General features: G+C 43.6%; 15 protein-coding genes and 1 riboswitch. Of the genes, 14 read left to right on the top strand and 1 reads right to left on the bottom strand.

All coding sequences use genetic code 11. The features are described 5' to 3' along the window. Positions 1-3: 3 nt before the first annotated feature. The 9 genes from pyrE (at position 4) to ACSSTM_RS04105 (ending at position 6,997) form a co-directional block, all read left to right on the top strand. Positions 4-642 (top strand): orotate phosphoribosyltransferase, encoded by a 639-nt coding sequence (pyrE, locus tag ACSSTM_RS04145; protein ID WP_034662482.1) that lies wholly within the window; start codon positions 4-6, stop codon positions 640-642. Positions 643-937: 295 nt separating this feature from the next. After that, positions 938-1,040, top strand: a riboswitch (SAM riboswitch). A 68-nt stretch (positions 1,041-1,108) separates the two neighbouring features. Then, entirely contained in the window at positions 1,109-1,246 is a 138-nt protein-coding gene (locus ACSSTM_RS04140; RefSeq protein WP_113754944.1) for a DUF2292 domain-containing protein, read from the top strand. Between the two features lie 41 nt (positions 1,247-1,287). Then, positions 1,288-1,989, top strand: a complete 702-nt coding sequence (locus ACSSTM_RS04135; protein ID WP_309415522.1) for a phosphoadenylyl-sulfate reductase — start codon at positions 1,288-1,290, stop codon at positions 1,987-1,989. Between the two features lie 13 nt (positions 1,990-2,002). After that, positions 2,003-3,067, top strand: a complete 1,065-nt coding sequence (locus tag ACSSTM_RS04130; RefSeq protein WP_065097246.1) for an inorganic phosphate transporter — start codon at positions 2,003-2,005, stop codon at positions 3,065-3,067. Positions 3,068-3,124: 57 nt separating this feature from the next. Beyond that, the gene (sat, locus tag ACSSTM_RS04125) at positions 3,125-4,261 is read left to right on the top strand and encodes a sulfate adenylyltransferase (RefSeq protein ID WP_034662474.1); all 1,137 of its coding nucleotides are present in this window, start codon (positions 3,125-3,127) and stop codon (positions 4,259-4,261) included. 14 nt (positions 4,262-4,275) lie between these two features. Next, the gene (gene cysC / locus ACSSTM_RS04120) at positions 4,276-4,869 is read left to right on the top strand and encodes an adenylyl-sulfate kinase (protein WP_034662471.1); all 594 of its coding nucleotides are present in this window, start codon (positions 4,276-4,278) and stop codon (positions 4,867-4,869) included. A gap of 29 nt (positions 4,870-4,898) precedes the next feature. Continuing rightward, positions 4,899-5,654: a uroporphyrinogen-III C-methyltransferase gene (cobA, locus tag ACSSTM_RS04115; RefSeq protein WP_034662468.1), complete on the top strand. Its 756-nt coding sequence runs from the start codon at positions 4,899-4,901 to the stop codon at positions 5,652-5,654. 73 nt (positions 5,655-5,727) lie between these two features. Continuing rightward, positions 5,728-6,513 (top strand): sirohydrochlorin chelatase, encoded by a 786-nt coding sequence (locus tag ACSSTM_RS04110; protein WP_034662465.1) that lies wholly within the window; start codon positions 5,728-5,730, stop codon positions 6,511-6,513. Continuing rightward, the gene (locus tag ACSSTM_RS04105; protein WP_095285155.1) at positions 6,494-6,997 is read left to right on the top strand and encodes a precorrin-2 dehydrogenase/sirohydrochlorin ferrochelatase family protein; all 504 of its coding nucleotides are present in this window, start codon (positions 6,494-6,496) and stop codon (positions 6,995-6,997) included. Before ACSSTM_RS04110 ends, ACSSTM_RS04105 begins: the two co-directional genes overlap by 20 nt. A gap of 30 nt (positions 6,998-7,027) precedes the next feature. Here ACSSTM_RS04105 and ACSSTM_RS04100 read toward each other — a convergent pair whose 3' ends face one another. Then, on the bottom strand, positions 7,028-8,737 hold the full coding sequence (locus tag ACSSTM_RS04100; RefSeq protein WP_034662460.1) for an Rqc2 family fibronectin-binding protein: 1,710 nt from the start codon (positions 8,735-8,737) through the stop codon (positions 7,028-7,030). Positions 8,738-8,901: 164 nt separating this feature from the next. Here ACSSTM_RS04100 and ACSSTM_RS04095 point away from each other — a divergent pair, with 164 nt between their 5' ends. The 5 genes from ACSSTM_RS04095 (at position 8,902) to rpoZ (ending at position 13,713) form a co-directional block, all read left to right on the top strand. Further along, entirely contained in the window at positions 8,902-11,577 is a 2,676-nt protein-coding gene (locus ACSSTM_RS04095) for a calcium-translocating P-type ATPase, SERCA-type (protein ID WP_095285156.1), read from the top strand. An 83-nt stretch (positions 11,578-11,660) separates the two neighbouring features. Further along, positions 11,661-12,536, top strand: coding sequence for a YicC/YloC family endoribonuclease (locus tag ACSSTM_RS04090; RefSeq protein WP_095285157.1), 876 nt, complete (start codon positions 11,661-11,663; stop codon positions 12,534-12,536). A 76-nt stretch (positions 12,537-12,612) separates the two neighbouring features. Next, entirely contained in the window at positions 12,613-12,882 is a 270-nt protein-coding gene (remA, locus tag ACSSTM_RS04085; protein WP_008344898.1) for an extracellular matrix/biofilm regulator RemA, read from the top strand. A gap of 9 nt (positions 12,883-12,891) precedes the next feature. After that, positions 12,892-13,506, top strand: a complete 615-nt coding sequence (gene gmk, locus ACSSTM_RS04080) for a guanylate kinase (RefSeq protein WP_003212381.1) — start codon at positions 12,892-12,894, stop codon at positions 13,504-13,506. Between the two features lie 3 nt (positions 13,507-13,509). Continuing rightward, entirely contained in the window at positions 13,510-13,713 is a 204-nt protein-coding gene (gene rpoZ / locus ACSSTM_RS04075) for a DNA-directed RNA polymerase subunit omega (RefSeq protein ID WP_003211647.1), read from the top strand. Positions 13,714-13,793 lie beyond the last annotated feature (80 nt).

The following is a 13,793-nucleotide window of genomic DNA, read 5'->3' as shown; positions in this document are numbered from 1 at the left end:
CAGATGAAAACAAAAATCGCTAAACACCTATTACAAATCAAAGCGGTCTCATTAAAACCAGACGAACCGTTTACATGGGCAAGCGGTATCAAATCACCGATCTATTGTGACAACCGTCTTACCTTGTCCTACCCAGAAGTAAGACACGACATTGCTGAAGGTCTTAAAGAGTTGATTCTCACCCATTTTGAAGGAGCGGAGGTTGTTGCTGGTACTGCAACAGCAGGCATCCCGCATGCGGCATTAGCGGCAGACCGTCTGAACGTGCCGATGTGTTATGTGAGAAGTAAGCCAAAAGCACATGGAAAAGGGAATCAAATTGAAGGAGCCGTATCAAAAGGTCAAAAGGTGGTCGTCGTAGAAGACTTGATTTCAACAGGAGGCAGTGTGCTTGAAGTGGTCGCTGCTCTTCAAGAAGCGGGCTGTGACGTACTAGGAGTTGCCGCGATCTTCACATACGGACTGCCAAAAGCTGCGGCAGCATTTCAAGAGAAAAACATTCCATATGTCACCCTAACAGACTATGACACACTGACAGACGTGGCACTTGAGCTGAAAGCGATCGAGCCTTCTGCTATGAATAAACTAAAACGCTGGAGACAAGATCCTTCCTCTGAATCTTGGATGAAAGAAACCGTCTAAAAAGCTGCGCGTACCCGCACAGCTTTCAGCGCGCGGACAAACCCTCGCATTCTTTGTCAGGACTGCGTGCCGGTGCTCACGAATGTTCAATTCGCTCCGCTCCGGTACTCGTCTTTCCTAGACTGCAAAGGTTTTCTATCACGCTGAATACAATCTGAAGCTGCGCCTCCCCGCACAGCTTTTTTATTTGGTTAAAAATAGTAAAATAGACTCAAATTTAAATAAAAACTAATCCTATCAATAAAGTCGGGTTGACTTTTGTTTGAATTGTGTTAATATTTAAGACAAATTAAAACACTTATCCAGAGAGGTGGAGGGACTGGCCCGATGAAGCCCGGCAACCTGCGATTTGCAAGGTGCTACTTCCTGCAAAATGATTCTATTTTGAAAGATAAGGAAATCGTGAGCTTCCTCATCTTTCTTTCGGACTGAAAGGAAGTTTTTTTATTTTAACGGTGAGGGGGAAGTGAAGCAAAAGCAGGATGAAGACTTAATTGAAGCCTATGCAGAAACTGATTGGGGATATGAATTCAGTTTAGTTACACTGATTGTTCAGGACGGTCAAGTGATTCAAGTGGCAGAAGACAGAAAAAAATTCAGTTGACGTAGTGCGGAGAGTAGTGATACTCCGGAAGGGGAGAAACAATGTTAACTTATGAAAATTGGCAAGAGCCGTCCATTACATTTCAAGAAGATGATTTGTATAAAGGGGCCTTATCTGTGCTGAAATGGGCATACGGTCATTATGGTGATCAGCTCGTTTATGCATGCAGTTTTGGTATTGAAGGCATCGTCCTCATTGATCTGATTGCGAAAGTAAAAAAGGATGCAAGAATTGTCTTTTTAGATACAGGTCTGCATTTTAAGGAAACGTACGACACAATTGATGCGGTAAAGGAAAGATACCCGGGTTTAGATATTGTGCTGAAAACCCCTGTGCTGACGGTTGAGGAGCAAAACGAGCAGCATGGTGATCAGCTATGGAAAACAGATCCTCAAAGCTGCTGCCATATGCGTAAGGTCATTCCTTTGCAAGAAGCGCTATCTGGCTATCCGGCATGGCTATCTGGCTTAAGGAGAGAGCAGTCACCTAAGCGAGCAGGGACGAACTTTTTAAATAAGGATGAAAAATTCAAATCAGTGAAAGTATGTCCGCTTATCCACTGGACGTGGAAGGACATATGGAGATATGCATCTAGAGAGGAACTTACTTATAATCCGCTGCATGATCAGGGATATCCAAGTATCGGGTGTGCCCCGTGTACACAGCCAGCATTTACTGCCGAAGATCTGCGGTCTGGCAGATGGTCAGGCACAGCTAAGACTGAGTGCGGATTACATGAGTAAGGGAGCATAGTGTATGGAAATTGCCGCAATTTTATTTAGTTTATTTTTCGCTCTAAACATTGGCGCGAGTGGTGCAGCAGCTTCGATGGGAATCGCGTACGGATCAGGTGCGATTCGAAAGCCGATCTATGCACTCAGTGTATGCGCAGTTGGGATTTTAGCAGGTTCAGTTATTGGCGGTGGTGAGGTTGTCAAAACGATTAGCTCTGGGATTATGCCTGAATCCGTCATTACACTTGAAATTGTTTGTATTATTATTGGTTCTGCTGCATTATCTCTCTTTATAGCGAATCTGATGGCCATTCCTTTGTCAACGAGTGAGGTGACAGTAGGAGCTGTAGTTGGTGTCGCGGTCGCATATAAAGTATTGTATGTGAAATCCATTTTAGTCATTGTGGCATTTTGGGTCATCATTCCGCTTGTCGCCTTTCTTTTTACCTTTGTTGTAGTCAAAATCATCAGAATGTTCCCTAAACGTAAGTTGTCTAAAAAAGGAACAATTATTTTATCCATTGTTTTAATCCTTAGTGGATTTTTAGAAGCATTTTCAGCAGGCATGAACAATGTGGCAAATGCAGTCGGTCCACTTGTTGCCGCGGGCGTTTTGTCAGTTGGGCAAGGAACGCTTTACGGCGGAATCTTTGTCGCCATTGGAGCCCTCTTGCTTGGTAGAAGAGTACTAGAAACAAATGGAAAGAAAATTACCCGCTATCAAACGGGCGAAGGGATATTGCTTTCGAGTACCGGTGCTGGACTTGTCATCGTCAGCTCTATTTTTGGGCTGCCAGTTCCACTTACCCAAATCACCTCCTCGTCTATCATTGGGCTTGGAATGGCAAAAGGCGGACCAAATATTTTTCATAAACATGTGGTGAAAAAAATGCTGAAAGTGTGGGTAGTGTCACCCTTTTTATCACTCAGCCTATCGTATTTGCTGGTGAGCCTTTTCTTAAAAGGAGACTATTATTCTATCTTTATTATGATGAGTGTACTGCTTGCCTCACTTGGTGCGCTGAGTCTGATGAAGGCAGTCAAAAATGAAAGCAGCTCGATTCATGAACAGGGCGGCGGGATTTAACGACAAATCCGACTATTTACATCTAATAAATATGAACATTGAGAGGAAGATGAACAAATGAGTTTAACACCACATGGTGGCGTATTAATTAATCGAGTAAATGAAGAGTATGATCTCAGCACGGCTGCAAAGGAAATTGAACTAGATGCTATCTCATTTGCAGACCTTGAACTCATAGCAATTGGCGGGTATAGTCCAATTGAAGGGTTTTTAACAAAAGCTGATTATGAAGCCGTTGTGAGCAGTATGCGGTTAGCAAGTGGTGTCGTTTGGTCTCTTCCTATTACACTGCCAGTGACAAAGGAAAAGGCAGCGGAAATCCATCAAGGCGATATTGTGCGTCTATCGTATAATGGAACTGTATATGGGGTGATTGAAGTAGAGGATCAATACACACCAGATAAGGAAAAAGAAGCGGTGAATGTATATAAAACTGATGACCGCAATCATCCAGGCGTGAAAAAATTATTTGAACGCGGTGACATATACATTGGTGGTAAAATTACACTGACGAAACGCAGTGAAAAACCATTCCCTCAATTTACGTATGAGCCAGAAGAAACAAGACGGCATTTCAAAGAAAACGGCTGGAAAACCATTGTTGGTTTCCAAACGAGAAACCCTGTTCACCGTGCCCATGAATATATTCAAAAGACAGCACTTGAAACAGTAGATGGTTTGTTTTTAAATCCACTTGTCGGTGAAACAAAATCAGACGATATTCCGGCAGACGTGAGAATGAAAAGCTATCAAGTGTTATTGAACGGTTATTATCCAAAGGATCGCGTCTTTTTAGGTGTTTTTCCTGCGGCAATGCGTTATGCTGGACCAAAGGAAGCAATCTTTCACGCGCTTGTTCGTAAAAATTACGGCTGCACTCATTTTATTGTGGGAAGAGATCATGCGGGTGTTGGTGATTATTACGGCACATACGAGGCGCAGGAGTTATTTGAACAATTTACAAGTGAAGAAATTGGCATTACCCCGTTAAAATTTGAACATAGCTTCTACTGTAATACATGTGAAGCAATGGCAACACCAAAAACATGTCCTCACGATAAAAGCGAGCATGTCATTCTTTCAGGTACAAAGGTTCGAACGATGCTGAGAAACGGTGAATTACCGCCAAGCACGTTCAGCCGAAAAGAAGTTATTGAAACATTAATCGAAGGATTAAAAACGACGGTATCTTAATGGGAGGGTATGACATGAGCAATGAACATATCGTGTGGCATGATTCATCTATTACAAAAAAAGAATATCAACAGAAAAACAATCATACGAGCGGCATTATTTGGCTCACGGGTCTAAGTGGGTCAGGTAAATCAACAATCGCAAATGCAGCGGCTAGAGAGCTGTTTGAACAAGGCTATCAAGTCACCGTTCTTGATGGCGATAATGTAAGGCATGGACTGAATAAAGATTTAGGATTTTCAGATGATGACAGAAAAGAGAACATCCGCCGCATCGGAGAAGTGGCAAAGTTATTTGTTGAACAAGGAACGATTGTCATCACGGCTTTTATTTCTCCATTTCAAGAAGACCGCCGCATTGTCAGACAGTTAGTTGAAGCGGGAGAATTTCACGAAGTGTTTGTGAAATGTGATCTGAACGTATGCGAAGAGCGTGATCCAAAGGGCTTATATAAAAAAGCTAGAAATGGCGAAATTCCATTTTTCACCGGAATTGATTCGCCGTATGAAGAACCAGCAGCACCTGAGCTCGTTCTAGATACAGGTGAATTATCTCGTGAAGAGTCCAAACAGCGTCTTGTTGATTATGTAAAGGGAAGAGCGAAATAATCGCCTGATGGCAGGGGGAGAAAAGCACGATGGGGAAAGTATACATTGTGGGGGCTGGACCTGGAGATCCAGACTTAATTACATTAAAAGCCCATAAGGCAATACAGCAGGCAGATGTCATTTTATATGATCGCCTTGTCAATCAAGAAATACTCGCCCACGCCAAACCCGAGGCGGAATTAATCTATTGCGGCAAGCTGCCGAATCATCATACGATGAGACAGGAAGCCATCAATGAAGCCCTTGTGGCCCATGCAAAGGAAGGGAACGTTGTCGTTCGGCTGAAAGGCGGCGACCCCTTTGTATTCGGCCGAGGCGGTGAAGAAATCGAATGCTTAGCTGAGCACGGAATTCCGTATGAAGTCGTCCCTGGAATTACCTCTGGTATTGCAGCGGCCGCTTATGCAGGCATTCCCGTGACGCATCGTGAATTCAGCTCAAATGTCGCTTTTGTCACGGGTCACTATCAAAAGGATGAGCATTTTGAAGAAAAGTGGGAAGCGCTGGCTACAGGGATTGATACCCTTGTGATTTACATGGGCGTCAAAAATGTGAAAAGAGTGCAGCAGCTTCTTTTAAAAAATGGACGCGATCCTGAAACGCCAGCAGCGTTTATACACTGGGGAACTACGACGAGGCAAAAGACGACTTGCTGCACTGTGGCGACACTGTCTGAAACAGTTGAAAAAGAAGGCATCGAGCATCCAAGTTTAATTGTAGTTGGAGATGTCGTTCATTTTCACCAAAAACTGAGCTGGTTTGAACCCGCCTTAATCGAGAAATGAGAATGATAAAGAAAAGACACGTACATCGATCGTGTCTTTTCGTCTGATCAAAACAAGTAGAGGGAGGAGCCACATGAAACAAGCTGTACTTTATGTCGGGCATGGAAGCAGAGTAAAAGAAGCACAAGATAAAGCCATTTCTTTTATGAAAAGCTGTATGCCGTTAGTAGAAGCAGATATACAAGAAATTTGTTTTTTAGAACTGACAGCCCCTTCTATAGAAGAAGGATTTGAAGCCTGTGTGAAAAAAGGAGCTACACACATTGCGATCGTCCCGCTCCTCCTTTTAACTGCCATGCATGCCAAATCAGATATTCCAGTCGAGATTGAGAAAGTACAAAAGCGATATCCGCAAGTGAAGGTCACATACGGAAAACCAATCGGGGTCAATCAAGAAGTGACAAAAGCGGTTGCTGCAAGAATTGAAGAGGCAGGATATCAAGGCGGGAAAGCACAGATTCTTTTAATTGGCCGCGGAAGCTCTGACCCCGATGTGAAGCGGGATGTGTTTGGCATTGCGGACGATGTCCGGCGCCTGCTCCCTTTCGCAGAGGTCTTGCCATGTTTTATTACGGCATGTGAGCCAAATTACCGAGATGTTCTTGCGCAATTAACAGCAGATGATGATGCGCCTGTTTATCTCGTTCCTTACTTGTTGTTTACGGGTATTTTAATGAAAGAGATTGAAAATGAAGCGGCTCAGGCGAGAAAGAGGCTGAAAGATGTCCGGGTATGCCGGTATATTGGCTTTCATCCGCATGTAAAAGCGGCTTATATTGAACGCGTGCAAGAAACCATTTTAAACAAAGACGATGCGTTTCATTTCCAAGGAGAAAGCCATGCTTCCAGTCCATCTTGATTTAACCGATCAACAAGTGCTCATCGCCGGCGGTGGACGAATAGCCGCAAGAAGGGCAGAGGCGCTATGCATAGAGCCTTGCCATATAACCGTCGTGAGTCCTGATATTTCTAAAGAGATGGCACGTCTCATTGATACATACAACCTGAATTGGAAGGAAAAGAAAGTGGACGTGGAAGATTTAGAGGGTGCATTTTTCATTGTAGCTGCTACAAACGATCCAGCGGTAAATGAATGGATTGCACAAACAGCCCGGCCTCACCAGCTTGTGAATTGTGTGAGCCAATCAGAGCTTGGCAATGTGATCGTGCCAAAGGTGGTCAAAGCAGGGAAAGTGACGATTTCAGTCTCTACAAGCGGTGCGAGCCCAGCTCGGACAAAACAACTGGCTTCGGAAATTGAGGCGTTGCTTGAACAAGAGGATGTAGATGCACTTGACGCTCTCTATATCGAAAGAAAAAAACAACAAAGAAAAAGCCGATAAAATCTCTTTAAGGGATTTTATCGGCTTTTATTATTTTCGCAGCTTTAGGACCACATCTTCGTCAGGCGTGACAAATAATGTTTGCTGCTGATCATACGTCACAAATCCTGGCTTTGCTCCATTTGGTTTTTTCACATGCCGGATTTTCGTATAATCGACAGGAACGGAGCTCGACTCTTTTGCTTTCGAGAAGTAGGCAGCGATTTGAGCCGCTTCAAGCAGCGTCTCTTCATCAGGCGCTTGATGACGGATGACGACATGTGATCCAGGAATATCCTTCGTATGCAGCCAAATGTCGTCACGGGCAGCAGCCTTTGTGGTTAAATACTCGTTTTGTTTGTTGTTTTTTCCGACTAAAATCGGAATACCTTGAGACGATTCATACGTTTCAAGCTGAATGGCCGCCTGTTTTTTCTTTTTGGCGTTGCGCTTTTGTTTGGCGCGTAAATATTTTCCTTCAACAAGTTCTTCTCTCATTTCCTCTAAATCCTTCGGTGAGGCAGAGGATAGCTGCTGAATCAACTCTTCAAAATAAGCAATCTCTTCATGCGTCCGCTCAATTTGTTCATTGACCGCTTCTACTGCATTTTTTGCCTTTTGATATTTTGTGAAATATGCCTGTGCATTTTCAGAAGGGGTTTTGTTTGTTTTAAGCGGGATCGTGATCTCTCCGCCATCTTCATCGTAATAATTGATGACAGTCGCTTCTTTATCCCCTTTTTTGATGGCATATAAATTGGCTGTTAACAATTCGCCATAGAGCTGATATTTATGTGCATGTTGAGATTCTTCAAGAGTTCTTTTCAGTTTTTTGAGCTTGTTTTCATTTTTCTTTTTTTCATTTACGACAAACCGTTCAAGGTCAGACGCCTGCTGTTTAACTCTGTCTCTCTCAGCTTTTCCGAAATAAAAGCGGTCAAGCAGCTGGCTGAGAGAGTCGAATGTCTTCATCTCGCCATGGACATGCTGAAGTTCTAATAAATAGAAATATTCTTTCCCGTCTTTTCTTGTGAGCTGCGGGGTAAAGGAGTGCATGCGAATAAGCTGGAACATGTCGAGCAGTGTATTTGGAATCGTTTCCTTATTGGCAAGACCGGCCCTGTGTACAGCTTCCTTTGCAAACAGCGGAGAAACCCCAGAGAATGTATCGACAATTTGATTTGCGATCTTTCCTTCTTGAAAGCGTAAATGCTTTAAAATATCATCCTTCGTCACTTCAAACGGATTCAATTTTTGCTGTGCAGGCGGCAGAAGGTATTCGTGACCAGGAAGTACCGTTCGATAGCTGTTCACAGATGGAGAAAGATGCTTTAGGCCATCGATGATCTGCTGCGTGTCATCTTCGACAAGAATCAAATTACTATGCCTTCCCATGATTTCAATGTAGAGCTTTCGAGTCTGTTCGTCGCCAATTTCATTGCGGCTTCGTACATGAAGTACGATTACCCGGTCAAATCCAATCTGTTCAAAACGTTCAATGAATCCGCCCTCAAGATGCTTTCTGAGGAGCATACAAAACATTGGAGGTTCGCTTGGATTGTCATATTGATGCTCTGTGAGCTGAATTCTAGCGTAGCTCGGATGAGCGGATAAAAGGAGCTTGTGATTTTTTCCGTTTGCCCGGATATGAAAAATCAGCTCGTGCTTATATGGCTGATGAATTTTTGAAATTCTTCCGCCAGTTAATGTCTCTTGCAATTCATTTGTCATACCATATGTAAAAATGCCGTCAAATGACATGTTGGATACACCCTCTTCTTTCACACAAATCTACTGAAAGAACCTTCCGTTTCTCGTTCTTTAGGCAGTCTTATTATTATAGCATGATTTAGGACGAGTCTGAATAAACTGGCTTATAGAACACTGCATATGAGAGAGAACAAAAGAGGAGTGGACGAGGTCAAATGAATTGGCATGAACTGAACCAAACCGATTTATTAAAAACAATGAATACATCGATAGGTGACGGACTGTCAGAAAAAGATGTACAAAAACGGCTTGAAAAACACGGGCCAAATGAATTGCAGGAAGGGAAAAAGGCGTCGGCTCTGATCATTTTTTTAGCGCAATTTAAAGATTTTATGGTGTTAATTTTGCTTGCGGCAACGATCATTTCTGCTTTTTTAGGCGAATACATTGATGCTGTAGCAATTGTAGCGATTGTTCTGATTAATGGAGTGCTCGGCTTTTATCAAGAACGCCGCGCGGAAAAATCTCTTCAAGCGCTAAAGGAATTATCAACCCCGCATGTGTATGCAAGGAGAAATAATGAATGGGTCAAGATCCCGTCTAAACATCTCGTGCCAGGGGATATTGTGAAATTTTCGAGTGGAGACCGGATTGGGGCAGACATTAGATTACTAGAAACCAAAAGTTTAGAAATTGAAGAGTCCGCTCTCACTGGCGAGTCCATCCCTGCGGTCAAACACGCAAGTCCGCTTTCACGAGACCATGTCTCGCTTGGAGATTTGACGAACATGGCCTTTATGGGGACGCTTGTTACTAGAGGAAGCGGCGTGGGCGTTGTGATTGGTACAGGAATGAATACAGCGATGGGACAAATTGCCGGCATGCTGGATGCAGCAGGGAATATGGAAACACCGCTGCAAAGACGTCTCGAACAGCTGGGGAAAATCCTGATTGTTGCTGCTTTATTTTTAACGGTGCTCGTTGTGGTTCTTGGCGTTGTGCAAGGACATGATTTGTATCATATGTTCCTGGCGGGAGTATCTCTTGCAGTTGCTGCCATTCCTGAAGGACTGCCGGCGATTGTTACCGTCGCACTTTCCTTAGGAGTGCAGCGGATGATCAAACAAAAATCGATTGTCAGAAAGCTTCCGGCGGTGGAAACACTTGGCTGCGCGTCGATCATTTGCTCAGATAAAACAGGAACAATGACGCAAAATAAAATGACTGTGACACATGTATGGGCAGAGGGCAAAACGTGGAATATTTCTGGTACGGGCTATGAGCCATCTGGTGATTTCACCTTAAACGGAGAACTTGTCCATGTAGACAAACATCCAAGTCTGCAAAAGGTGTTATTATACGGGGCGCTTTGTAATACATCGACCATCATTGAAAAAGATGGGGAGATGAGGCTTGATGGAGATCCGACAGAGGGGGCACTTCTCACCGCAGCACGTAAAGCAGGGTTTACAGAGCAATTCATCGAAGCCGGATTTCACGTTGTAGAGGAGTTTCCTTTTGATTCAGAAAGAAAGATGATGTCAATCGTCGTCGAAACGAATCAAAAAGAGCGGTATGTCATTGCAAAAGGTGCGCCGGATGTCCTGATGAACCGTTCAAGTCATATCATGCACGGCGGCCGCACAGCTTCTTTTTCAACCACTCACAGGCAAGAAACAGAGGCTGCGATTCAAGGCTTAGCAAGACAAGCGCTGAGAACGATTGCCATTGCGTATAAAAAAGTCGGTCTGACAGAAAAAATCAACTCTGTCCAGCAGGCTGAAACCGATTTGACATTTATCGGGTTAGAGGGCATGATCGATCCACCTCGTCCTGAAGTCAGACGAGCGATTAAAGAGTGCAGGGATGCTGGCATAAAAACAGTCATGATTACAGGGGATCACGTGGAAACAGCCAAAGCGATTGCCAAAGACTTGAGCCTTTTACCAAAGCAAGGAAAGGTGCTCGACGGAAAAGCGCTGGATCAGATGAGTGACAAAGAGCTTGAGCAAACGGCTGAAAATGTATACGTCTTTGCACGGGTATCACCTGAGCATAAGCTGAGAATTGTGAAGGCCTATCAAAAAAATGGACATATTGTGGCGATGACAGGTGACGGGGTCAATGATGCGCCTGCGATTAAGCAAGCAGATATCGGCATCTCCATGGGCATCACTGGAACAGACGTAGCCAAAGAAGCATCTTCTCTTATTTTACTTGATGACAACTTTGCGACCATTAAATCCGCCATTAAAGAAGGCCGGAATATTTATGAAAACATTCGGAAGTTTGTCCGGTATTTGCTGGCATCCAATGTTGGAGAAATTTTGGTTATGCTGTTCGCGATGCTCCTAGCGCTTCCGCTTCCTCTCGTTCCTATTCAAATTTTATGGGTCAACCTTGTCACAGATGGTCTTCCAGCGATGGCACTTGGCATGGATAAGCCAGAAGGCGATGTCATGAAGCGAAAGCCGAGGAACATGAAAGAGGGCATTTTTGCTAGAGGGCTCGGCTGGAAGGTTGTATCTAGAGGATTCCTCATCGGGCTTGCGACCCTTTTAGCATTTATGTTTGTGTATCACCGCGATCCAAACAACCTGCAATATGCACAGACTGTTGCATTTAGTACGCTTGTTTTGGCGCAGCTCATTCATGTATTTGACTGCCGCAGTGAACGGTCCATCTTTGAACGCAATCCATTCGGGAATCTTTACTTGATCGGTGCGGTTTTGTCATCACTTTTACTTATGTTTGTGGTCATTTATTATCCGCCGCTTCAGCCGATTTTCAAAACGGTGGCCATTGCACCAATTGATTGGCTGCTGATCATCGGTATGTCTGCACTGCCAACTTTTTTACTGGCAGGATCACTTTTGACAAGAAAAAAATAATTCGTTATGGTATAATTTTGAGGTAATAGTGTCTGCTATTACCTTTTTCATTTTATTAATATGAAAGAATTGGGTGTTTTGACATGATACGCAGTATGACGGGATTCGGCCAAGCGAGTAAAACGGATGGAGAACTGACAGTGTCAGTTGAGCTAAAATCGGTCAATCACCGTTTTAAAGAGGTTCATGCCCGTTTGCCGAGGCCGCTTTTATATTTCGAAGACACATTAAAAAAAATCATTCTTCGTTACGTGCAGCGCGGTAGAATTGAGCTGTTTGTCACGATTGAAGGCGGTAAACTAGCAAGCCGGTCCTTGCAGATCGACTGGCCGTTGCTTGATGAATACATGAAAGCCGCAAAAGACCTCGAGAAGCGCTATCACATTTCAGGAATTCAGCATGCACATGACTTACTGGGGCTGGAGCATGCCGTTCAAGTAGAAGAGTCGGCCAGCCGAAATGAGCAGTTAGAGCAATTGCTGATGGATGCTTGTGAAACAGCTGTCAAGGAGCTTTGCTTCATGAGAGAGCAGGAGGGGACATCACTTCAAAAAGACTGTGAGCTGAGGCTTTCTGAATTAGAGGCCTATACAGAAGAAATCAAAGTCTTTGCACCAGAGGTTGTGACTCAGTATAAAGAGAGGCTCAATCAGCGATTGCAAGAATGGATCGGAGAGGCGCTTGACGAAAGCAGATTGACAACAGAGGCTGCCATCTTTGCTGACCGCTGTGACATTACAGAAGAGATTACGAGATTGAAAAGTCACTTTCAACAGTTCCAGCAAATCTTGATGCAAGGCGGTGCTGCCGGCAGAAAACTTGATTTTCTTGTACAGGAGCTCAACCGTGAAGTGAACACCATTGGCTCAAAAGCGAACCATCATCATTTAACAAAGCTGGTGGTTGAAATGAAAAGTGCTATTGAAAAAATAAAAGAACAAGTGCAAAATATAGAATAGTCATTGTGTATGCTGTTTACAGTACGTCTCTTTCGGCGAGACTAGAGACGTTTATATTACAGGGGGACGTTAGAAGATGACCATAAAGTTGATCAATATCGGATTTGGAAACATCATTTCAGCGAATCGGATGATTTCGATCGTCAGTCCAGAATCAGCACCGATTAAACGAATGATACAAGACGCAAGAGATCGAGGCATGCTCATAGATGCTACATACGGAAGAAGAACCCGTGCTGTTGTCATTATGGACAGTGACCATGTCATCTTATCTGCCGTTCAGCCTGAGACTGTCGCGCAAAGACTTTCTGTAAAAGAAGAAATCATAGATGAAGGGCAGGGGTAATACGCCATTATGAAAGAAAGAGGACTTTTAATCGTTCTCTCTGGACCTTCGGGAGTTGGAAAAGGAACGGTCAGACAAGCCATTTTCTCCCAGGAAGATACGAAATTTGAATACTCTATTTCTGTGACGACACGTAAACCGCGTGAAGGTGAAAGAAATGGTGTCGATTATTTCTTTAAATCCAGGGAAGAATTTGAACATATGATTGAAAACAAAAAGCTGTTAGAATGGGCAGAGTATGTCGGGAATTACTACGGCACGCCTGTTGACTATGTAGAACAGACATTAAGCGAAGGAAAAGATGTTTTCCTTGAAATCGAAGTGCAAGGTGCACTTCAAGTAAGAGAAGCATTCCCAGAAGGTCTTTTTATTTTCCTTGCACCGCCTAGTCTTTCAGAACTTCAAAACCGCATCATTACACGTGGTACAGAGTCTGAGGAACTCATTCGCAATCGAATGGCTGCTGCAAAAGAAGAGATTGAAATGATGGATGCTTACGACTATGTCGTGGAAAACGATGATGTCGAGCTTGCTTGTGAAAGAATCAAAGCGATCGTCCTTGCAGAACACCTGCGCAGAGACAGAGTCGCACCAAGATATAAAAAAATGCTGGGGGTAGAATAAACTATGTTAGATCCTTCAATTGACTCATTGATGAACAAACTTGATTCAAAATATACACTTGTGACAGTGTCTGCACGCCGTGCACGTGAAATGCAGATCCACCAAGATCAGCAAATTGAAAATACAAAGTCTTACAAATTCGTAGGCAAAGCACTGGAAGAAATCGATGCCGGGCTTTTGACATTTGAAAAAGAGGATCAAGAATAACACATCGCTTCTGCTATGCAGATACGATACGTTCAAAAAAGTCAAAACTATGATTGGTTTTGACTTTTTTGAATTGTAGA

Origin of the sequence: Bacillus sp. RK1064 (assembly GCF_051488405.1) — a bacterium.
Taxonomy (GTDB): Bacteria; Bacillota; Bacilli; order Bacillales; family Bacillaceae; genus Bacillus.
This window is presented reverse-complemented; position numbering and strand designations above follow the sequence as displayed.